Here is a 20,068-nt window from a genome sequence, read left to right on the forward strand (position 1 = left end):
TATTTTGTAATCAAGTTTCACAGGCTTCCAGCCGTTTCAGACGGCCTTTAGTATTTGGCGTTAACCAATTTGCCGTTTTGGAACACTTGCTGCTGCATCACGGTGCCGTTGTAGGCGTAAGTGGTCAGCGAGCCGTTGCTTGGCGTAGCGCGGAACTGCATCAGCTGGTTGCGGCTGAGGACGTAGGGGTCCGTGCGTTTTTGGCTGTTGTCGCTGTAAAAGTCTTGGACGACGTATTCGTTGTTGCGTTTGCTGATCAGTTGGCGATGGAAGCCGCCTTTGACTGCGCTGTTGCTGGGTGTGCCGTGTGCATCAAAATAGGTCACGATTTGTTCTTCTGAGATACGGATGCCGTCTGAATCCGTGCCTTTGGTGGTTTTGGTTTTGTCCAAGCCTACAGGGATGTTGATGGATGTGCCCAAGCCGACATGGCGGCCGATGCCGGTGCCGACGCCTAAGCCGATGGAAACGCCGGGCGTGCCGACTGTACATGCACTGAGTGAAGCGGCCAAAAGGGCAGGTAAGAGAACTTTTTTCATAATGTGTATCCTTGTAATAAGAAATGTTTGTAATGTTGGAAGTATAGTATTTTTGCGGGGTGGCTGGTGTTAGTATTGGTAAAAGGGCGCAAGGCCGTCTGAAAAACAAGATAGAAACGGATATATCATTCTGGTGTAGAATGTGCCGGAATAATGATTTAATAAGAATGTGAATGAATAATGAAAACTTTAAAATTTACGAAGATGCACGGCTTGGGCAATGATTTTATGGTGGTCAATGCCATCGAACAGGACTTTGATCCGTTGGCTGCGCCGCTGGCCCAATGGGCAGACCGCTATCGCGGCGTGGGGTTCGATCAGTTTTTGGTAGTGGAGAAGCCTTCTTCTGATGCGGTCGATTTTCGGTATCGTATTTTCAATGCGGATGGTCGGGAAGTAGAGCAATGTGGCAATGGTGCGCGTTGTTTTGCGCGTTTTGTCGCGGATAAGGGTTTGACGGATAAAACGGAAATTTTGGTTGAAACGGCCAAAGGGATTATTGTGCCGAAGCTGTTGGATAATGGTTTGGTTACCGTCAATATGGGTAAGCCGCGTTTCATGCCGTCTGAAATTCCGTTTGTGCCTGCGCATGGTGAAACGGAAGATGCGCTGACACATATTGTCTTGGTCGGTTTGGAATCTGTGCCGGTAAGCTGCGTGAATATGGGTAATCCTCATGCGGTGATTTTGGTTGATGATGTTGAGGCTGCGCCGGTGGAGCATTGGGGCGGTGCCATTGAATCGCACGAGCAGTTTCCTGAACGGGTCAATGTCGGTTTTATGCAGATTGAAGATGAGTTGTCCGTCCGGTTGCGTGTGTTTGAGCGCGGGGTGGGGGAAACTCAGGCTTGCGGCACTGGAGCGTGTGCGGCCGTGGTGGCCGGCGTGCGCAATGGCCTGCTGAAAGCGGGTGCGCCTGTGCGTGTTACTCTGCCTGGAGGCGAACTGTTTATCAGTTGGGAAGAAGGGGGTGATGTGCAAATGACCGGCCCTGCTGAAACCGTTTTTGAAGGCGAGTTGCAGTATTCATGATGGTTTCTTTGGATTTTTGGTTTGCCATTGCGTATGCTGCGGTATCGTTGGCATTTATTTTTCGCGCGCAGCGGTTTCAATGGCTTTGGGCTGCGGTGTTGTTGTGGCTGGGGATTTCGGCACTGGGCGCGCGCTTGTTGCCTGGAATGTGGGGCTTTACGCATACAGGCCCTTTGTTCATCCCTCATTTTTATCTGACAATCGCCAGTATTTTCTTCTTTATTGATGACTGCAGTAAAACGGAAGACAGAAAGTTTTGGTCGGCAGGCGAATATGCCGGTTTGACCTTATTTGCCGTTTCCAATGTCGTCATGACTTTGGCTTTTGTTTTCTTGGCTGTCGCGGTTTATTTCATCTTGCCGCTGGCAGGCTCGGTTTTTGCATGGGCGGCCTTGCTGAAAATTTATGCTTTGAAACCCATTTATTGGTTTGCATTGCAGGGCGTCCTGATGCTGGTGTTTTATCTGCACAGAGTGGTTGTTTGCAAGCAGTCTGCCTCTCTTTTCAGTATGCGGCAGATGTGGGCAGGCTGGACGGTTGCCGTCGTGATGCAGGCTGTGGTTGCCGTTGCATTGATTTTTGAGCGCAGTGGATATTGACCGCGCTTGAATCAAAAGTTATAAAGAAAGAAATTTTCGATATTGGTTTTTCAGACGGCCTGAGTTTAATATGCAGGCTGTATTACATCTAAATCAGGAGCAGGAAATGAAAATTGCAAATAATATTACCGAGCTGATCGGCAACACACCTCTGGTGAAACTGAACCGCCTGACCGAAGGTTTAAAAGCGCAAATCGCCGTTAAACTTGAATTCTTTAATCCGGGCAGCAGCGTGAAAGACCGTATTGCCGAATCTATGATTGAAGCGGCCGAGCAAGCCGGTAAAATCAATAAAGATACCGTTATCGTCGAGGCAACTAGTGGCAATACCGGCATCGGTTTGGCCATGGTGTGCGCGGCCCGGGGGTATAAATTGGCCATCACCATGCCTGAAAGCATGAGTAAAGAACGCAAAATGCTGCTGCGTGCGTTTGGTGCAGAATTGATTTTGACCCCAGCTGCCGAAGGCATGGCAGGCGCTATCGCCAAAGCCCAATCTTTAGTGGACGAACATCCGGGCACTTATTTCATGCCGCGCCAATTTGATAACGAGGCCAATCCTGAAGTTCACCGTAAAACCACTGCCGAAGAAATTTGGCGCGATACAGACGGTAAAGTGGATATTTTTGTGGCCGGTGTGGGTACGGGCGGTACGATTACCGGCGTGGGCGAAGTGTTGAAAAAATACAAACCCGAAGTTCAAATCGTGGCTGTCGAGCCTGAAGCTTCTCCAGTATTGAGCGGTGGTGAGAAAGGCCCGCATCCGATTCAAGGTTTGGGCGCAGGCTTTATCCCCAGCGTTTTGAATACGACTGTTTACGACAGCATTGTCAAAGTGCCTAACGATGCAGCATTTGAAACTGCGCGCGCTATGGCCGAAAAAGAAGGCATTTTGGTGGGTATTTCTTCAGGTGCCGCAGTATGGAGCGCATTGCAACTGGCCAAAAAAACTGAAAACGAAGGCAAGCTGATCGTTGTCTTGTTGCCATCATATGGCGAACGCTATCTTTCTACGCCGCTTTTTGCCGATTTGGCATAAATATAGGATTGTGGTTAAAAGGCCGTTTTCAGACGGCCTTTTTTGCGTATGGGCTTGAGATATCGTATGAAATCTGTTGTAATTCAGTTAATGAGCTTTGAATACCGTTATTCAAAAGTTGGTTTCTTCAACGAATCATGCTTATAATGCGCATTATGAAAAAATACATTCTTCCTATCCTTGCTGTGGCGGCACTTGCCGGTTGTGAATCGATTTATGTTCCGACTTTGAAAGAAGTGCCAGTTCGACCAACCAACGTCAAAAAGCCTAAGGCTGATTCACAAGTTTCAGCCAGCGGTTATCATTTGGCTCCTTCGCATTGGGCAGATGTTTCCAAGATTCATGATGAAGCACGTCGCTTGAGTACCCAAGTGAGCCAAGGCAACCTGACCAAAGTTCAGGCCGCCCAATATTTGAATCGCTTCCGTATCCAACAAGTGGGACGCAACTCCGTTGATGACAGTATGTATGAAGTCTATCTGCGTTCCGCCGTTGACAGCCAACGTGGTGAGATTACTACCGAGCAATCCAAACAGTACATCCAAGGTGCTTTGCGCGGTTGGCAACAACGCTGGAAAAACATGGATACCAAGCCAAGCAATCCTGCGTTTACCAACTTCTTGATGGAAGTTATGGGTATGCAGCCTTTGAAATAAAAAATTCTCAATTGAGAAGGCCGTCTGAATATTCAGACGGCCTTGTTCTTATATTTATATATGTGTAGTCGAACTTCATCCAATTAAGAACCAAACAGCTTGTCAGCCGCTTGACGGGCTTTTTCTTGAATATCTTCGGTCAGATAGTTTTTCATCTGAGAATAAACCAACGCAATGACAGCAATGTCATCACTAAAGCCAAATGGAATCAGAAGGTCGGGAATGCTGTCGATAGGGCTGAGGAAGTAAGCCAGTGCGCCGACAATAATCATTTTTGCCCGTTTGGGTGTATGTTCGGATTCCCAGAGATAATAAAGCGCATAAAGCTGGCGGACGACAGGTTTGCCCAAGCGGCCGGCAAAGCGTCCGAGTTTTTTCATGAAGCCGGATGTGTCTAAATTTCGACGGCGGAAGGAGGGGATGTAGTCTTCCGGATCGGGTGTGTTTTGATGAGGGGAGTGGGCCATGATTGAGCTTCCTTTTAAGGTATGGAAACATGGTTGGTGTTGTGCTGTATTTTAGTCCATCTAGAGATGGATGAAATGTCTTTGAATGTATAACTATGTAAGAGTAGTGATGATAATGCAATGGTAATAAGTTAAGAATAGCTTATGCCTTTGTAAAGATTAGGTATCAAGAGTGAGAATTTATCTCACAATAGATACAATTCTCAAACAATAATGATGTTATCGTAAGTGCTTTTATGGGGAGATGGCTTAATTGCAGGAAAGTAACAAAAAAGGCTAGCCACGCAAAAAAAAAATCTAAGAATGATTGTTTGATTTTATTAGTCTTTTGGTAAAAATCATTAGAGCATTCATAAATTGCACTGTTCAAAATGAGATAAAACAGGTAAATTATGGTTTATGTAGCTTATTGTAGTGCTGAGCTATAGGTTTTGAGCTGATAATAAATCTAGAGGAACTGACCATGTCCGCCAAATCACGCCCGGTATTTTTGGAAATTCCGAATATCCGATTGCCCATACCGGGGATTGTATCTATTCTTCACCGTATCAGCGGCGTCGGCTTGTTTGTGATGCTGCCTGTTCTCTTGTATTTCTTCTCTGGAACGCTGGATCGCGAAGCGTCGTTTGAAGCATATCGTTCTGCTATTTCCAATCCGTTTGTGAAGCTGATCCTTATCGGTCTGTTGTGGGCATATCTGCACCACTTTTTAGCCGGTATCCGCTTTCTGTTTTTGGATGTGCATAAAGGCTTGGAATTAAATACTGCCCGTGCTACTGCTAAAGTTGTATTTGCTTCTGCTTTGATTCTGACCGTCGTTTTGGGAGCTTTGTTATGGTAGAACGTAAATTGACAGGTGCGCATTACGGTTTGCGCGATTGGGCAATGCAACGTGCAACTGCGGTCATCATGCTGGTGTATACCGTGGTTCTTTTGGTTGTTTTGTTTACTTTGCCTAAAGAATATTCGGCATGGCAGGCATTTTTTGGTCAGACTTGGGTGAAAGTATTTACTCAAGTGAGCTTCTTGGCCGTATTCCTGCATGCATGGGTAGGTATCCGTGATTTGTGGATGGACTACATTAAGCCTTTCGGCGTGCGTTTGTTTTTACAAGTTGCCACCATCGTTTGGTTGGTAGGCTGCTTGGTGTATTCAGTTAAAGTAATTTGGGGGTAAATATGAGTTTTCCTGTTCGCAAGTTTGATGCCGTGATTGTTGGCGGTGGTGGTGCAGGTTTACGCGCAGCCCTACAATTGTCTAAATCCGGCCTGAATTGTGCTGTTTTGTCTAAAGTGTTCCCAACCCGTTCTCATACCGTGGCGGCTCAGGGCGGTATTTCTGCTTCATTGGGTAATGTGCAGGAAGACCGTTGGGATTGGCACATGTACGATACCGTGAAAGGTTCCGACTGGCTGGGCGACCAAGATGCGATTGAGTTTATGTGTCGCGCCGCGCCTGAGGCAGTGATTGAATTGGAACACATGGGTATGCCTTTTGACCGCGTAGAAAGCGGTAAAATTTACCAACGTCCTTTCGGTGGTCATACTGCCGAACACGGTAAACGTGCGGTAGAACGTGCATGTGCGGTTGCCGACCGTACCGGTCATGCGATGTTGCATACTTTGTACCAACAAAACGTCCGTGCCAATACACAATTCTTTGTGGAATGGACAGCGCAAGATTTGATTCGTGATGAAAATGGCGACGTAGTCGGTGTAACTGCCATGGAAATGGAAACCGGCGAAGTTTATATTTTCCACGCTAAAGCTGTGATGTTTGCTACCGGTGGTGGCGGCCGTATTTATGCGTCTTCAACCAATGCTTATATGAATACCGGTGATGGTTTGGGTATTTGTGCACGTGCAGGTATTCCGTTGGAAGACATGGAATTCTGGCAATTCCACCCGACTGGTGTAGCCGGTGCCGGTGTATTGATTACCGAGGGTGTGCGCGGTGAGGGCGGTATTCTGTTGAATGCTGATGGCGAACGCTTTATGGAACGTTACGCACCAACCGTAAAAGACTTGGCTTCCCGTGACGTGGTTTCCCGTGCGATGGCGATGGAAATCTACGAAGGCCGCGGTTGCGGTAAAAACAAAGACCACGTATTGCTGAAAATCGACCATATCGGTGCAGAAAAAATTATGGAAAAACTGCCGGGCATCCGCGAGATTTCCATTCAGTTTGCCGGTATCGACCCAATTAAAGACCCGATTCCTGTCGTGCCGACTACCCACTACATGATGGGCGGTATTCCGACCAACTACCATGGCGAAGTTGTTGTTCCGCAAGGTGAAGATTACGAAGTACCTGTAAAAGGTCTGTATGCGGCAGGTGAGTGCGCTTGTGCTTCCGTACATGGTGCGAACCGCTTGGGTACTAACTCCCTGTTGGACTTGGTGGTATTCGGTAAAGCTGCCGGCGACAGTATGATTAAATTCATCAAAGAGCAAAGCGACTGGAAACCTCTGCCTGCTAATGCCGGTGAATTGACCCGCCAACGTATCGAGCGTTTGGATAATCAAACCGGTGGTGAAAACGTTGATGCATTGCGTCGCGAACTGCAACGCTCCGTACAACTGCACGCCGGTGTGTTCCGTACTGATGAGATTCTGAGCAAAGGCGTTCGAGAAATCATGGCGATTGCCGAGCGCGTGAAACGTACTGAAATTAAAGACAAGAGCAAAGTGTGGAATACTGCGCGTATCGAAGCTTTGGAATTGGATAATCTGATTGAAGTAGCGAAAGCGACTTTGGTGTCTGCCGAAGCGCGTAAAGAATCGCGTGGTGCACACGCTTCAGACGACCATCCTGAGCGCGATGACGAAAACTGGATGAAACATACCCTGTATTATTCAGATACCAATACTTTGTCTTACAAACCGGTACATACCAAGCCTTTGAGCGTGGAATACATCAAACCGGCCAAACGCGTTTATTGATGAGTTTTCAGACGGCCTTTATCTTGGAGGCCGTCTGAAACCTAACCATACCCACATTGAACTGCCTGAATCCATAATACAAAATCATTGGGCAGTTTATGAGAAAAGGAACACTTCTCATGGAAAAAATGAGTTTTGAAATTTACCGTTACAACCCGGACGTTGATGCCAAGCCTTATATGCAACGTTACGAGTTGGAATTGGAACCAACCGACGTTAAACTTTTGGACGCTTTGGTGCGCCTGAAAGCACAAGACGATACATTGTCTTTCCGCCGTTCTTGCCGCGAAGGTATTTGCGGTTCTGACGGTATGAACATCAACGGCAAAAACGGCTTGGCATGTTTGACCGATTTGCGCAGCCTGAAACAGCCGGTCAAAATCCGTCCTCTGCCGGGCCTGCCTGTTATCCGCGACCTGATTGTGGACATGACCCAATTCTTCAAACAATACCATTCCATCAAACCTTATGTTGTCAACGACAATCCGATTGATGCAGACAAAGAGCGTTTGCAAACTCAGGAAGAGCGTAAAGAGTTGGACGGTTTGTACGAATGTATTTTGTGTGCCTGCTGCTCGACTGCCTGCCCGTCATTCTGGTGGAATCCTGATAAATTCGTCGGTCCGTCCGGTTTGCTGAATGCTTACCGCTTCATTGCGGACAGCCGCGATACCATTACTAATGAGCGTTTGGATAATTTGAACGACCCATACCGTTTGTTCCGCTGCCACACCATTATGAACTGCGTAGACGTATGTCCTAAACACTTGAATCCGACCCGAGCCATCGGTAAGATTAAAGAGATTATGTTGAAACGAGCCGTTTAAGAAATGATGGTTTTTGACGATATTGCCAAACGGAAAATCCGTTTTCAAACCCGCCGGGGATTATTGGAATTAGATTTAATCTTCGGCAGGTTCATGGAAAAAGAATTCGAGCACCTGAGTGATCAGGAATTGTCCGAATTTTCCGAAATCCTCGAATTTCAAGACCAAGAATTGCTTGCCTTGATTAACGGACATTCGGCGACGGACAAGAAGCACCTGATTCCCATGCTTGAAAAAATCAGACAGGCATGATGTGTTATAGAGCTTGTTTGCGATACCGATCCGAACAAGCTCTTTCCATACGGAGGCCGTCTGAAAAAAAGACCGTGCCGTTTAGACGGCAACGAAAGCCCCAACCTACAAAGGAGTTTAAGAATGTCTAAATCAGTCAAGCTCACCACCCCAAATCAAGAGGCTTTGGAGCTGCCAGTATTGGAAGCAAGTATCGGCCATGATGTGGTTGACATCCGTGCGTTGACAAAAAATACAGGTCTGTTTTCATTTGACCCGGGATTCGTGTCCACTGCAAGTTGCGAATCCAAAATTACTTATATTGACGGCGATAAAGGTCTGTTGTATTACCGTGGTTATCCTATCGAGCAGCTGGCCGAAAAATCCGATTACTTGGAAGTTTGCTACCTGTTGATCTACGGCGAGCTGCCTACGCCCGAACAGAAAAAAGAATTTGATGCCACAGTCAGCCACCATACTATGGTGCATGAACAGTTGACTTGGTTCTTCCGCGGTTTCCGCCGTGATGCGCATCCGATGGCGATGATGGTGGGTGTGGTTGGCGCGCTGTCTGCGTTCTATCAAGACAGCTTGGATATTACCAATCCTGAACACCGCAAAATCGCGATTTATCGCTTAATCTCCAAAATTCCGACCATTGCGGCAATGTGTTACCGTTATTCCAACGGTCTGCCGTTCAATTATCCTAAAAATAACCTTTCCTATGCTGAAAACTTCTTGCACATGATGTTTGCCACACCGTGTGAAGAATACAAACCTAATCCAGTATTGGCCCGCGCGCTCGACCGCATCTTTATTTTGCATGCCGATCACGAGCAAAATGCGTCAACTTCAACCGTACGTTTGGCCGGTTCTTCCGGCGCGAACCCGTTTGCCTGCATCGCAGCCGGTATCGCTTGCCTGTGGGGTGCTTCACACGGCGGTGCAAACGAAGCTGTGTTGAAGATGCTGGACGAAATCGGTGATGTGTCTAATGTTGCCGCATACATGGAAGGTGTGAAACAACGCAAATACCGTCTGATGGGCTTCGGTCACCGCGTATACCGCAATATGGACCCGCGCGCCAGCATCATGCGCGAAACCTGCTATGAAGTCTTGAAAGAGTTGGGCTTGGAAGACAGTCCGAAATTCAAGCTGGCGATGGAATTGGAACAAATTGCACTGAAAGACCCATTCTTTGTCGAACGCAAACTGTATCCAAACGTCGATTTCTACTCCGGCATCGTCTTGTCCGCGTTAGGTATTCCGACCGAAATGTTTACCGTTATCTTTGCGTTGTCCCGCAGTGTAGGCTGGATTTCACATTGGCATGAAATGATTAGCGATCCGACACTGAAAATCGGCCGCCCACGTCAACTGTATACCGGTGCGGAACGTCGTGATTATGTTCCGGTAGATAAGCGCTAACAGACAATATATTAATATATTGTTGAAAAGTCGTTTGAAAAAATCGAATTGTTGTTTTCAATGAGGTTGACCCGTAATTAATTAAGTTGATAACAGGTAATTTGATTTAAAATAGGGTAGAATAAAGTGTCATTTCAGACGGCCTGAATTCCGTTCGGAGAACACGGGATTCTACCCTTTGTTTATATTTTAAAGAAAAGAGCTCACGCCATGATGGACGAAAAACTCAATTTCTCTTATCTGTTTGGTTCTAATGCGCCATACATCGAGGAGTTGTATGAAAAGTTTCTGGAAAACCCGGAATCTGTCGATGAAAAATGGAAACAGTATTTTACAGATTTGAGTAAACAGCCGGGCGCAGTCGCTGTCGATGTTGCCCACACACCGATTCGTGAATCATTTGCCACTTTGGCTAAAAAGAAAATTGCATCTGCTGTTGCAGGCGGTGTGGATGAGGCAATGATGAAAAAGCAAGTCAGCGTTTTGCGACTGATTTCTGCCTATCGTATTCAAGGCGTGGGTGCGGCTCAACTTGATCCGCTCAAACGTATTCCTCCTCAAAACATCGAAGCACTCGACCCTAAATTCCACGGTCTGTCTGATGCCGACATGGCGCTTCAATTCAATATGGGCGAGGGCGACTTTTCCGGTCAAGGTAAATTGCCCCTTTCCCAAATCATCAGCAATTTAAAACAAACCTACTGCGGCCACATCGCATTGGAATATATCTATATTCCCAATACTGAAGAGCGTCGTTGGGTGCGCAATTATTTTGAAAGCGTATTGTCCACACCGCATTACAATGCCGATCAAAAACGCCGCATTTTGAAAGAAATGACTGCCGCCGAAACTTTGGAACGTTATCTGCATACCAAATATGTCGGTCAAAAACGTTTCGGTGTCGAAGGTGGTGAAAGCGCGATTGCCGGTTTGAACTACCTGATTCAAAACGCCGGTAAAGACGGCGTGGAAGAAGTCATCATCGGTATGGCACACCGTGGCCGTCTGAATGTTTTGGTTAACATCTTGGGCAAAAAACCGGCTGATCTGTTTGCCGAATTTGAAGGCCGTGCCGAAATCAAATTGCCTAGCGGCGACGTGAAATACCACATGGGCTTCAGCTCCGACATCGCTACTCCGCATGGCCCGATGCACGTTTCTTTGGCATTCAACCCGTCACACTTGGAAATTGTTAACCCGGTAGTGGAAGGTTCTGCGCGCGCCAAACAAAAACGTTTGGGCGAAAACGGCCGCGATAAAGTCTTGCCGGTATTGATTCACGGTGACTCCGCATTTATCGGTTTGGGTGTTAACCAAGCGACATTCAACCTGTCTAAAACACGCGGTTATACCACCGGCGGTACTGTTCACATCGTGATCAACAACCAAATCGGCTTTACCACTTCCGATACCCGCGATACCCGTTCAACCGTACACTGTACCGATATCGCAAAAATGGTTTCCGCTCCGGTTATCCATGTGAACGGCGATGATCCTGAACGCGTTTGCTTTGCCATCCAAGCCGCTTTGGATTACCGCAAAAAATTCCATAAAGACATCGTGGTCGACGTTGTCTGCTACCGTAAATGGGGCCACAACGAGGGCGATGATCCGACCTTGACCCAACCGATGATGTACAAAAAAGTATCGCAACACCCAGGTACGCGTGCTTTGTACACCGAGCAACTGATTGCCGAAGGCGTGGTCACCCAAGCTGAGGCTGATGGTTACATCCAAGCCTACCGTGATGCTTTGGACAAAGGCGAACATGTTGAACAAACAACGCTGAGCAACTTCCAACGCACACAAATCGACTGGAGCAAATACCAAGGCAAAGATTGGCGCGAAAAAATCGAAACCGGTTTGCCTGCCGCCGACATCGAGCGTCTTACCGAGAAATTCACCGCCGTACCGGAAGGCTTTGCCCTGCATCCGACTGCAAAACGTGTGATCGAAGCGCGTAAAGCCATGGCATCCGGCAAACAGCCTATCGACTGGGGCATGGCCGAAACCCTCGCATACGCAAGCCTGCTGACCAAAGGTCATGGCGTGCGTATCTCCGGTGAGGACTCCGGCCGCGGTACATTCTCACACCGTCATGCCGTTCTGCACGATCAAAAACGCGAAAAATGGGACGACGGTACTTATGTTCCTCTGCGCAACATGGGCGAAGGCTTGGGCGAGTTCCTGGTTATCGACTCTATCTTGAACGAAGAAGCCGTGATGGCGTTCGAGTACGGCTTTGCCTGCTCCGCTCCTGACAAGCTGACCATTTGGGAAGCGCAATTCGGTGACTTCGCCAACGGCGCACAAGTAACTATCGACCAATTCCTCTCTTCAGGCGAAACCAAATGGGGTCGTTTGTGCGGTCTGACTACCATTCTGCCGCACGGCTACGACGGTCAAGGCCCCGAGCACTCTTCTGCACGCGTAGAACGTTGGTTGCAACTGTGTTCTGAGAACAATATGCAAGTCATCATGCCGTCTGAAGCGTCGCAAATGTTCCACCTCTTGCAACGCCAAGTTTTGGGTTCATACCGCAAACCGCTGGTGATTTTCATGTCCAAACGCCTGTTGCGCTTCAAAGGTGCAATGAGCCCGCTGGAAAACTTCACCGAAGGTTCGACTTTCCGTCCGGTTATCGGCGATACTGCCGAACGCGCAAGCAACGACAGCGTGAAACGCGTAGTATTGTGTGCCGGTCAGGTTTACTATGACTTGGAAGCTGGCCGTGCCGAGCGTAAACTGGAAGATGATGTTGCTATTGTCCGCGTTGAGCAGCTGTATCCGTTCCCATACGAAGAGGTTAAAGCTGAACTGGCGAAATATCCGAACGCAAAATCTGTGGTTTGGGCGCAAGAAGAGCCGAAAAACCAAGGCGCGTTCTACCAAATCCGCCACCGTATCGAAGGTGTTATCAGCGAAGAGCAAAAACTGTCTTATGCCGGTCGTCCAAGCAGCGCATCGCCTGCAGTGGGCTACTCAAGCAAACACATTGCTCAATTGAAACAATTGGTTGAAGACGCTTTGGCGTTGTAAGCCTGGTGGCATTCCGTTTGAAATTGTTCAGGCGGAATGCCCATATGCAGAATTAAAAACACACAACAGGCCGTCTGAAAGGGCCATTGGAGACACAAAATGATTATTGATGTAAAAGTACCTATGCTGTCTGAAAGCGTATCTGAAGGCACGCTCTTGGAATGGAAGAAAAAAGTTGGCGAAGCAGTTGCCCGTGACGAAATCCTGATCGATATCGAAACTGACAAAGTGGTTTTGGAAGTACCTTCTCCACAAGCCGGCGTATTGGTTGAAATCGTAGCGCAAGACGGTGAAACCGTTGTTGCCGACCAAGTTTTGGCACGTATCGATACAGCTGCCTCTGCCGCCGCTGAAGCACCTGCCGCCGCGCCTGCCGAAGCTGCCCCAGCCGCTGCTCCAGCTGCCGCACAAAACAACGCCGCTATGCCTGCCGCTGCCAAACTGGCTGCCGAGACCGGTGTCGACGTGAACGCATTGCAAGGCTCCGGCCGTGACGGTCGCGTCTTGAAAGAAGACGTACAAAATGCCGCTGCCAAACCTGCCGCAGCCGCTGCTCCTGCCGTTGCACTTCCTGCCGGCGCACGTCCTGAAGAACGCGTACCAATGAGCCGCTTGCGTGCCCGTGTTGCAGAACGCCTCTTGGCTTCTCAACAAGAAAACGCCATTCTGACTACATTCAACGAAGTCAACATGAAACCAATCATGGACTTGCGTGCGAAGTACAAAGAAAAATTCGAGAAAGAACACGGCGTAAAACTGGGCTTCATGTCCTTCTTCGTTAAAGCCGCGGTTGCCGCCCTGAAAAAATATCCGGTTGTGAATGCTTCTGTTGACGGCAAAGACATCGTGTACCACGGCTACTTCGACATCGGTATCGCGATTGGCAGCCCACGCGGTTTGGTTGTGCCTATCTTGCGCGATGCCGACCAAATGAGCATTGCCGACATCGAACAAGCAATTGTTGATTACGCGAAAAAAGCCAAAGACGGCAAAATTGCTATCGAAGATCTGACCGGTGGTACATTCAGTATTACCAACGGCGGTACTTTCGGTTCTATGATGTCTACCCCGATCATCAACCCGCCTCAATCTGCGATTTTGGGTATGCACGCCACTAAAGAGCGCGCTGTGGTTGAAAACGGCCAAGTTGTTGTCCGTCCAATGATGTATCTGGCTCTGTCTTACGACCACCGTATCATTGACGGCCGCGAAGCTGTATTGACTTTGGTAGCCATTAAAGACGCGTTGGAAGACCCTGCACGCCTGTTGTTGGATCTGTAATCGTTTCAGACGGCCTTTTATTTATTAATGAAAAGGCCGTCTGAATTTTTATTTAGATGTAGCGTAATGTAGTATCGTGCTACAATAGGCTCAACGAACGATTGAGGCCGTCTGAAACATTTGATTCGAATGAATCGGCAGATATGGACTTTCAGACGGCCTTTTCTTAAAACCATCAAAACGCAGTCATTCAAAATAAAAAAGAAACAAAAAAGTATCGTTTTTATTTTGAGATACTGCCAAAAGCAAAGGATGACATGATGTCTCAATATGATGTAGTAGTGATTGGTGCAGGCCCGGGCGGATACGTTGCCGCCATCCGTGCCGCGCAACTGGGTTTCAAAACCGCGTGCGTCGATGCAGGCGTCAACAAAGCTGGCGATGCCCCTGCCTTAGGCGGTACTTGCTTGAACGTAGGCTGTATTCCTTCCAAAGCCCTGTTGCAATCCAGCGAACATTTCCACGCAGCGCAACACGAGTTTGCCGAACACGGTATCACTGTCGGCGACGTAAAATTCGACGCGGCCAAAATGATTGAGCGCAAAGATGCCATCGTGACCAAACTGACCGGTGGCGTGAAATTCCTGTTCCAAAAAAACAAAGTAACCAGCCTGTTTGGTACTGCTTCCTTTGCCGGTAAAAACGGCGATGCTTACCAAATCGAAGTCGATAACAAAGGCGAGAAAACCGTTATCGAAGCCAAACACGTCATCGTAGCGACCGGTTCCGTACCGCGTCCGCTGCCGCAAGTCGCCATCGACAATGTAAACGTATTGGACAACGAAGGCGCATTAAACCTGACCGAAGTGCCTGCCAAACTCGGCGTGATCGGTTCCGGCGTGATTGGTTTGGAAATGGGTTCCGTATGGAACCGCGTGGGTGCGGAAGTTACTATTCTTGAAGCCGCGCCGACCTTCCTGGCTGCCGCAGACCAACAAATCGCCAAAGAAGCCTTCAAATACTTTACCAAAGAGCAAGGTTTGAACATCGAACTGGGCGTGAAAATCGGCGACATCAAATCTGAAGGCAAAGGCGTGTCCGTTGCCTATCAAACTGCCGCAGGCGAAGCTAAAACCGAAGTCTTCGACAAACTCATCGTCGCTATCGGCCGTATTCCAAACACTAAAGGTCTGAACGCCGAAGCCGTCGGCTTGGAAAAAGACGAACGCGGCTTTATCAAAGTGGACGGCGAATGCCGTACCAACCTGCCTAACGTATGGGCAATCGGCGACGTGGTTCGCGGCCCGATGTTGGCACACAAAGCCAGCGACGAAGGCGTAGCCGTTGCAGAGCGCATTGCCGGTCAAAAACCGCATATCGACTTCAACAACGTACCGTTCGTGATTTACACCGACCCTGAAATCGCTTGGGTGGGTAAAACCGAAGAGCAACTCAAAGCCGAAGGTGTGGAGTACAAAAAAGGTACTTCAGGTTTCGGTGCAAACGGTCGCGCATTGGCCATGGGCAAAGCCAAAGGCACGGTTAAAGTATTGGCAGATGCCAAAACCGACCGCATCTTGGGCGTACACATGATTGGCCCGGTTGTCAGCGAATTGGTTACCGAAGGCGTGACTGCGCTCGAATTCTTCGCCAGCAGCGAAGACATCGCCCGCATCATCCATGCCCACCCAACCTTGTCCGAAGTGGTTCACGAAGCTGCCTTGGCGGCCGACAAACGCGCTTTGCACGGTTGATAGACATTAAGGCCGTCTGAAATTTTTCAGACGGCCTTAAGGCCTTCGACAAATTGAATGTTTCGATAGCTTCGTTTTCTGATTTATAATTCCGTCAGACAAACACACAGCATTTACATTCATTATGAACAAAGAAATAGTCGGTATTTTCTTTATACCGGCGGGCATCATCAGCATGTGTATGGCCGCATTGTGGCAGATGTATGTGATGATGACCGAAACTTATACGCTCAACCGTTTCAAAGATAAAGAATTGGTTTGGCGCGTGGCATTGTTGTTTATCAGTTTCAGCCTTGCCGTTTATCTGCTCTGCCCGAATTCGCGTAAAAAAGGCATTGTCTTTTTTATTCTCGGGGGAGGCGGCGCAACCATGTATCTGCTGGCGCGGATGTGGTTGCCCTTCAGTAAATAGTAGGGCCGTCTGAAAATATGGGATTGGCCGCAGGGCGATTCCTAAAACCCACTCACCTTAAGGAGAAATCCATGAATTTACACGAGTATCAGGCTAAAGAACTGCTGGCTAGCTACGGTTTGCCCGTACAAGGCGGTATTTTGGCACACAACGGCGAAGAAGCCGCTGCAGCTTACGACAAATTGGGCGGCAAATTCGCTGTTGTCAAAGCACAAGTACACGCCGGCGGCCGCGGTAAAGCGGGCGGCGTAAAAGTCGTTAAAAGCCGCGAAGAAGCTAAAGAAGTGGCTGAAAGCCTGATTGGCACCAACTTGGTAACTTATCAAACCGATGCCAACGGCCAACCTGTCAACAGCGTTTTGGTTTGCGAAGACATGTATCCGGTTCAAACCGAGCTGTACTTGGGCGCAGTGGTTGACCGTTCTACCCGCCGCGTTACATTCATGGCTTCTACCGAAGGCGGCGTGGAAATCGAAAAAGTTGCTGCCGAAACTCCAGAAAAAATCTTCAAAGTAACCGTTGATCCGCTGGTCGGCCTGCAACCTTGCCAAGCTCGCGAAGTTGCCTTCCAACTGGGCTTGAAAGACAAACAAATCAACGAGTTCGTCAAACTGATGACCGGCGCGTACAAAGCGTTTGTCGAAAACGACTTCGCCCTGTTTGAAGTAAATCCATTGGCAGTCCGTGAAAACGGCGACTTGGCCTGTGTGGACGGCAAAATCGGTATCGACAGCAACGCGCTCTACCGCCTGCCGAAAATTGCCGCTTTGCGCGACAAATCTCAAGAAAACGAACGTGAGCTGAAAGCTTCCGAATTCGACCTGAACTATGTTGCCCTGGAAGGCAACATCGGCTGTATGGTTAACGGTGCCGGTTTGGCGATGGCCACTATGGACATCATCAAACTCAAAGGCGGCCAACCTGCCAACTTCTTGGACGTTGGCGGCGGCGCAACCAAAGACCGCGTGGTTGAAGCGTTCAAACTGATTCTGGAAGACAAATCCGTTAAAGGCGTATTGATCAACATCTTCGGCGGTATCGTACGTTGCGACATGATTGCGGAAGCCATCGTGGCAGCCGTTAAAGAAATCAACGTCAACGTTCCTGTCGTTGTTCGTTTGGAAGGTAACAACGCCGAACTCGGCGCGAAAATCCTGAACGAATCAGGTCTGAAACTGACTTCTGCAGACGGCCTGAATGACGCAGCCGAAAAAATTGTTGCAGCCGTAAACGCCTAAGGAGAAAAGAATGAGCGTATTGATTAATAAAGACACCAAAGTATTGGTTCAAGGTTTCACCGGTAAAAACGGTACTTTCCACTCCGAACAAGCTCTGGCTTACGGCACTAAAGTTGTCGGCGGCGTTACCCCGGGTAAAGGCGGTCAAACCCACCTGGACCTGCCTGTGTTCAACACCATGAAAGAAGCCGTTAAAGAAACCGGCGCGGACGCATCTGTAATTTACGTTCCCGCTCCGTTTGTATTGGATTCTATCGTTGAAGCCGTTGATTCCGGCGTAGGCTTGGTCGTTGTGATTACCGAAGGCGTGCCTACTTTGGACATGCTCAAAGCCAAACGCTATCTGGAAACCAACGGCAACGGTACCCGCTTGGTCGGCCCTAACTGCCCGGGCGTGATTACTCCGGGCGAGTGCAAAATCGGTATTATGCCGGGCCACATCCACCAACCTGGCCGCATCGGTATCATTTCCCGTTCCGGTACATTGACTTACGAAGCCGTGGCACAAACTACCAAACTGGGCTTGGGTCAATCAACCTGTATCGGTATCGGCGGCGACCCGATTCCTGGTATGAACCAAATCGACGCACTGAAACTCTTCCAAGAAGACCCAGATACCGACGCCATCATCATGATCGGTGAAATCGGTGGTGCTGCGGAAGAAGAAGCAGCCGAATACATCCAATCCAACGTAACCAAACCTGTTGTAGGTTACATTGCTGGTGTTACCGCTCCTAAAGGCAAACGTATGGGCCACGCAGGTGCGATTATCTCCGGTGGTAAAGGTACTGCCGAAGAAAAATTCGCCGCTTTCGAAAAAGCCGGCATCGCCTACACCCGCAGCCCTGCCGAATTGGGCACTACCATGCTGGAAGTGTTGAAAGCAAAAGGTTTGGCATAAGACTTAAGTCTTTAAGCTGAATTGCAGAGGCCGTCTGAAGTTTTCAGACGGCCTTTAATTTGAGGGATAAATGGCAATAAGAATTGCTGCAAATTAAACCAATATTGGTAAGGACAATGCCGAAAGGGCATAAGGATAGAATCCCCTAATTGTTAAACTGTTTTAATTCGTCAGTTTTTGAACAATTTTCCCAGTTGTGTTGTCCATTCTGTATTGGTTAATTGTACCGTTGACAATATATTCGGCGGCTTGTTCAATGACATCCAATCTGACATCAAACCATTCGTTGGGAATGTAACTTTTCCCGTTTTTTCCCATCAGGCGGATATTCAGTTTTTGTGCAGCAAAGAAGGCATGCAATAAACGCTCGAACGTATGCGGATTGATATTGCGGCATTCAAAAGACAATACAGGGACAACTTTGCTTTCCAAGAAAGCAGTATCGTTTTCCGAATTAGCGATTCTGGTTTCTACCGTATCCGTAGTGAAGCCTATTTTATAGAGATTTTTATAGGCGGCAAGCTGCGGTTTGGGTTGAAGCAGTTTGACGATGTAAAGGTGTCCTGTTACCAAATCCGGTTGATTATCGGCAGTCAAAATATCCGGCAGGGCTTCGGTATCGGACAGCATGACTTTTTTACCGTTTTCATCTTTATAGACAGCGCGAGCGAGCGAACGGGTCAAGATGTTAGATTCCGTCCCGTTTTCATAAATAACGCGTAACCGTCTGTTTCCCCTTGTACTTTTCCTGTCTTCCGTCTCTGCAAAATCAGCGACGTAACACAAAGCCCCGTGCAATAGGAACACATCGCCCGGCTGAAGGAAGGTTTCAGTTTTGAGGCGTTCAAAATGGGCTTTACCGTGTTTGAGCATATGGTGGATTTGTTTGAACCAAGCTTCAAACCGCCAAAAGTCCGCACAGGGTTGCCGTACCGCATTGTCTTCGTCCGTATAGGGAGCACCATTTATCGTCCGCTGCTGGATGTGTTCTATCCTGAAAATATCCGTATTGCCCACGTCGAGCAGGTTCAAATCGTCATTGTTGAAGATGTCTTCCAGCGTAACCACATTTTCAGCTTTGCAGCATTCCGTTTTTTCAGACGGCCTCAGCAGATTGAGCGTATCGTATTGTCGGAGGGTTTCACTATGCTGTTTGTTGTTCAGCAAGGCTTGCCATTTCCTGTCTAAAATTTTCTCAGCCAAATTACCGTCTTTATTCGGTAAACGTCCATGCCGTCTGAAAAACGCTTCGACTTCGCCGAATGTTTGTAAAACCATTGCATCGGCATCGGCTTTGGCTGCAATCGGTTTGACATCGGCAAGCAGGCCTAAATCGTCATGATTGAAAATATCGTCCAAACTGTTGATTTTAGAATCAACGCGCATACCTTTTAGCAACATATTCAGCCCCTTGCCATGTGTTCCGCTTTTTTGTTGCGGATATAGATTAAGGCCTCGCCCATGCGTTTTTCCAAGGGGTCGTCTGAATCCTTGTCAGGCATCCGATTGTTGGTGCGGACAAATTCATTGATACGCGGCCACAGCATAGCGGCCTCATCTTCCGTCATTTGGATGCGGTCTGCCTGCACATAATCCTGAATCGCTTTCAAGAGCGGCGCGTCCACATTTTTGGACAAGACTTCATATGCGTCCCTGAAAGGATTGACTTCGCGGATTAAATCCACATTCAACCTATCTACATTGATAAATTTTGGGGCTGACGTAGATTAGCAGTTATGCTAG

The 20,068-nt window shown here is 48.3% G+C and carries 20 protein-coding genes; 16 read left to right on the forward strand and 4 right to left on the reverse strand.

The window, feature by feature from the left end; all coding sequences use genetic code 11:
• Nucleotides 1–47 precede the first annotated feature (47 nt).
• Nucleotides 48–539 (reverse strand): hypothetical protein, encoded by a 492-nt coding sequence (locus HMPREF2661_RS04230; RefSeq protein ID WP_049323829.1) that lies wholly within the window; start codon nt 537–539, stop codon nt 48–50.
• Between the two features lie 180 nt (nt 540–719).
• On the opposite strand from HMPREF2661_RS04230, the gene dapF reads away from it, so the two are divergent.
• The 4 genes from dapF to HMPREF2661_RS04250 all read left to right on the forward strand — a co-directional run bounded on the left by dapF (nt 720) and on the right by HMPREF2661_RS04250 (nt 3,865).
• A complete protein-coding gene (gene dapF, locus HMPREF2661_RS04235; protein ID WP_049323830.1) occupies nt 720–1,571 on the forward strand; it encodes a diaminopimelate epimerase in 852 nt (283 codons plus the stop codon).
• Complete coding sequence (locus HMPREF2661_RS04240) at nt 1,568–2,170, forward strand: hypothetical protein (RefSeq protein ID WP_049323831.1); 603 nt, start codon at nt 1,568–1,570, stop codon at nt 2,168–2,170. The genes dapF and HMPREF2661_RS04240 overlap by 4 nt, the downstream gene beginning before the upstream one ends.
• A gap of 106 nt (nt 2,171–2,276) precedes the next feature.
• Entirely contained in the window at nt 2,277–3,209 is a 933-nt protein-coding gene (cysK, locus tag HMPREF2661_RS04245) for a cysteine synthase A (RefSeq protein WP_107832096.1), read from the forward strand.
• Nucleotides 3,210–3,355: 146 nt separating this feature from the next.
• Nucleotides 3,356–3,865, forward strand: coding sequence for a membrane lipoprotein lipid attachment site-containing protein (locus tag HMPREF2661_RS04250; protein WP_003745587.1), 510 nt, complete (start codon nt 3,356–3,358; stop codon nt 3,863–3,865).
• A gap of 83 nt (nt 3,866–3,948) precedes the next feature.
• Here the strand turns inward: HMPREF2661_RS04250 and HMPREF2661_RS04255 are convergent, their stop codons facing one another.
• Nucleotides 3,949–4,332 (reverse strand): YkvA family protein, encoded by a 384-nt coding sequence (locus tag HMPREF2661_RS04255; RefSeq protein ID WP_049323833.1) that lies wholly within the window; start codon nt 4,330–4,332, stop codon nt 3,949–3,951.
• 463 nt (nt 4,333–4,795) lie between these two features.
• Here HMPREF2661_RS04255 and sdhC point away from each other — a divergent pair, with 463 nt between their 5' ends.
• From sdhC to sucD, 12 genes are all read left to right on the forward strand, one after another.
• Nucleotides 4,796–5,173, forward strand: coding sequence for a succinate dehydrogenase, cytochrome b556 subunit (gene sdhC, locus HMPREF2661_RS04260; protein ID WP_003678839.1), 378 nt, complete (start codon nt 4,796–4,798; stop codon nt 5,171–5,173).
• Nucleotides 5,167–5,508 (forward strand): succinate dehydrogenase, hydrophobic membrane anchor protein, encoded by a 342-nt coding sequence (gene sdhD, locus HMPREF2661_RS04265; RefSeq protein WP_049323834.1) that lies wholly within the window; start codon nt 5,167–5,169, stop codon nt 5,506–5,508. The genes sdhC and sdhD overlap by 7 nt, the downstream gene beginning before the upstream one ends.
• A gap of 2 nt (nt 5,509–5,510) precedes the next feature.
• The gene (gene sdhA / locus HMPREF2661_RS04270; protein WP_049323835.1) at nt 5,511–7,274 is read left to right on the forward strand and encodes a succinate dehydrogenase flavoprotein subunit; all 1,764 of its coding nucleotides are present in this window, start codon (nt 5,511–5,513) and stop codon (nt 7,272–7,274) included.
• A 119-nt stretch (nt 7,275–7,393) separates the two neighbouring features.
• On the forward strand, nt 7,394–8,101 hold the full coding sequence (locus HMPREF2661_RS04275) for a succinate dehydrogenase iron-sulfur subunit (protein WP_003678833.1): 708 nt from the start codon (nt 7,394–7,396) through the stop codon (nt 8,099–8,101).
• 3 nt (nt 8,102–8,104) lie between these two features.
• Nucleotides 8,105–8,353, forward strand: coding sequence for an FAD assembly factor SdhE (locus tag HMPREF2661_RS04280; protein ID WP_003678830.1), 249 nt, complete (start codon nt 8,105–8,107; stop codon nt 8,351–8,353).
• A 123-nt stretch (nt 8,354–8,476) separates the two neighbouring features.
• Nucleotides 8,477–9,760 carry a citrate synthase gene (gene gltA, locus HMPREF2661_RS04285; protein ID WP_049360134.1) on the forward strand — a complete coding sequence of 428 codons (1,284 nt, stop codon included), beginning with the start codon at nt 8,477–8,479 and terminating at the stop codon, nt 9,758–9,760.
• 210 nt (nt 9,761–9,970) lie between these two features.
• Entirely contained in the window at nt 9,971–12,799 is a 2,829-nt protein-coding gene (locus tag HMPREF2661_RS04290) for a 2-oxoglutarate dehydrogenase E1 component (RefSeq protein ID WP_070822455.1), read from the forward strand.
• 99 nt (nt 12,800–12,898) lie between these two features.
• Nucleotides 12,899–14,080, forward strand: coding sequence for a 2-oxoglutarate dehydrogenase complex dihydrolipoyllysine-residue succinyltransferase (odhB, locus tag HMPREF2661_RS04295; RefSeq protein WP_070822457.1), 1,182 nt, complete (start codon nt 12,899–12,901; stop codon nt 14,078–14,080).
• Between the two features lie 260 nt (nt 14,081–14,340).
• On the forward strand, nt 14,341–15,774 hold the full coding sequence (gene lpdA / locus HMPREF2661_RS04300; RefSeq protein WP_070822459.1) for a dihydrolipoyl dehydrogenase: 1,434 nt from the start codon (nt 14,341–14,343) through the stop codon (nt 15,772–15,774).
• Nucleotides 15,775–15,898: 124 nt separating this feature from the next.
• Nucleotides 15,899–16,186, forward strand: coding sequence for a hypothetical protein (locus tag HMPREF2661_RS04305; RefSeq protein ID WP_002242554.1), 288 nt, complete (start codon nt 15,899–15,901; stop codon nt 16,184–16,186).
• Nucleotides 16,187–16,203: 17 nt separating this feature from the next.
• Nucleotides 16,204–17,424, forward strand: coding sequence for an ADP-forming succinate--CoA ligase subunit beta (gene sucC / locus HMPREF2661_RS04310; RefSeq protein WP_307818390.1), 1,221 nt, complete (start codon nt 16,204–16,206; stop codon nt 17,422–17,424).
• Between the two features lie 10 nt (nt 17,425–17,434).
• Nucleotides 17,435–18,325 carry a succinate--CoA ligase subunit alpha gene (sucD, locus tag HMPREF2661_RS04315; protein WP_070822461.1) on the forward strand — a complete coding sequence of 297 codons (891 nt, stop codon included), beginning with the start codon at nt 17,435–17,437 and terminating at the stop codon, nt 18,323–18,325.
• A gap of 162 nt (nt 18,326–18,487) precedes the next feature.
• Here the strand turns inward: sucD and HMPREF2661_RS04320 are convergent, their stop codons facing one another.
• Both HMPREF2661_RS04320 and HMPREF2661_RS04325 read right to left on the reverse strand, forming a co-directional pair.
• On the reverse strand, nt 18,488–19,726 hold the full coding sequence (locus HMPREF2661_RS04320; protein ID WP_084824305.1) for a GIY-YIG nuclease family protein: 1,239 nt from the start codon (nt 19,724–19,726) through the stop codon (nt 18,488–18,490).
• A 2-nt stretch (nt 19,727–19,728) separates the two neighbouring features.
• The gene (locus tag HMPREF2661_RS04325) at nt 19,729–20,010 is read right to left on the reverse strand and encodes a hypothetical protein (RefSeq protein WP_070822463.1); all 282 of its coding nucleotides are present in this window, start codon (nt 20,008–20,010) and stop codon (nt 19,729–19,731) included.
• Nucleotides 20,011–20,068 lie beyond the last annotated feature (58 nt).

This window comes from Neisseria sp. HMSC061B04, from assembly GCF_001836705.1.
GTDB lineage: Bacteria > Pseudomonadota > Gammaproteobacteria > Burkholderiales > Neisseriaceae > Neisseria.

Coding starts and splice junctions, on each gene's coding strand:
- HMPREF2661_RS04230 (WP_049323829.1), bottom strand. CDS start 539: ATGAAAAAAGTTCTCTTACCTGCCCTTTTGGCCGCTTCACTCAGTGCA.
- dapF (WP_049323830.1), top strand. CDS start 720: ATGAAAACTTTAAAATTTACGAAGATGCACGGCTTGGGCAATGATTTT.
- HMPREF2661_RS04240 (WP_049323831.1), top strand. CDS start 1,568: ATGATGGTTTCTTTGGATTTTTGGTTTGCCATTGCGTATGCTGCGGTA.
- cysK (WP_107832096.1), top strand. CDS start 2,277: ATGAAAATTGCAAATAATATTACCGAGCTGATCGGCAACACACCTCTG.
- HMPREF2661_RS04250 (WP_003745587.1), top strand. CDS start 3,356: ATGCGCATTATGAAAAAATACATTCTTCCTATCCTTGCTGTGGCGGCA.
- HMPREF2661_RS04255 (WP_049323833.1), bottom strand. CDS start 4,332: ATGGCCCACTCCCCTCATCAAAACACACCCGATCCGGAAGACTACATC.
- sdhC (WP_003678839.1), top strand. CDS start 4,796: ATGTCCGCCAAATCACGCCCGGTATTTTTGGAAATTCCGAATATCCGA.
- sdhD (WP_049323834.1), top strand. CDS start 5,167: ATGGTAGAACGTAAATTGACAGGTGCGCATTACGGTTTGCGCGATTGG.
- sdhA (WP_049323835.1), top strand. CDS start 5,511: ATGAGTTTTCCTGTTCGCAAGTTTGATGCCGTGATTGTTGGCGGTGGT.
- HMPREF2661_RS04275 (WP_003678833.1), top strand. CDS start 7,394: ATGGAAAAAATGAGTTTTGAAATTTACCGTTACAACCCGGACGTTGAT.
- HMPREF2661_RS04280 (WP_003678830.1), top strand. CDS start 8,105: ATGATGGTTTTTGACGATATTGCCAAACGGAAAATCCGTTTTCAAACC.
- gltA (WP_049360134.1), top strand. CDS start 8,477: ATGTCTAAATCAGTCAAGCTCACCACCCCAAATCAAGAGGCTTTGGAG.
- HMPREF2661_RS04290 (WP_070822455.1), top strand. CDS start 9,971: ATGATGGACGAAAAACTCAATTTCTCTTATCTGTTTGGTTCTAATGCG.
- odhB (WP_070822457.1), top strand. CDS start 12,899: ATGATTATTGATGTAAAAGTACCTATGCTGTCTGAAAGCGTATCTGAA.
- lpdA (WP_070822459.1), top strand. CDS start 14,341: ATGTCTCAATATGATGTAGTAGTGATTGGTGCAGGCCCGGGCGGATAC.
- HMPREF2661_RS04305 (WP_002242554.1), top strand. CDS start 15,899: ATGAACAAAGAAATAGTCGGTATTTTCTTTATACCGGCGGGCATCATC.
- sucC (WP_307818390.1), top strand. CDS start 16,204: ATGGGATTGGCCGCAGGGCGATTCCTAAAACCCACTCACCTTAAGGAG.
- sucD (WP_070822461.1), top strand. CDS start 17,435: ATGAGCGTATTGATTAATAAAGACACCAAAGTATTGGTTCAAGGTTTC.
- HMPREF2661_RS04320 (WP_084824305.1), bottom strand. CDS start 19,726: ATGTTGCTAAAAGGTATGCGCGTTGATTCTAAAATCAACAGTTTGGAC.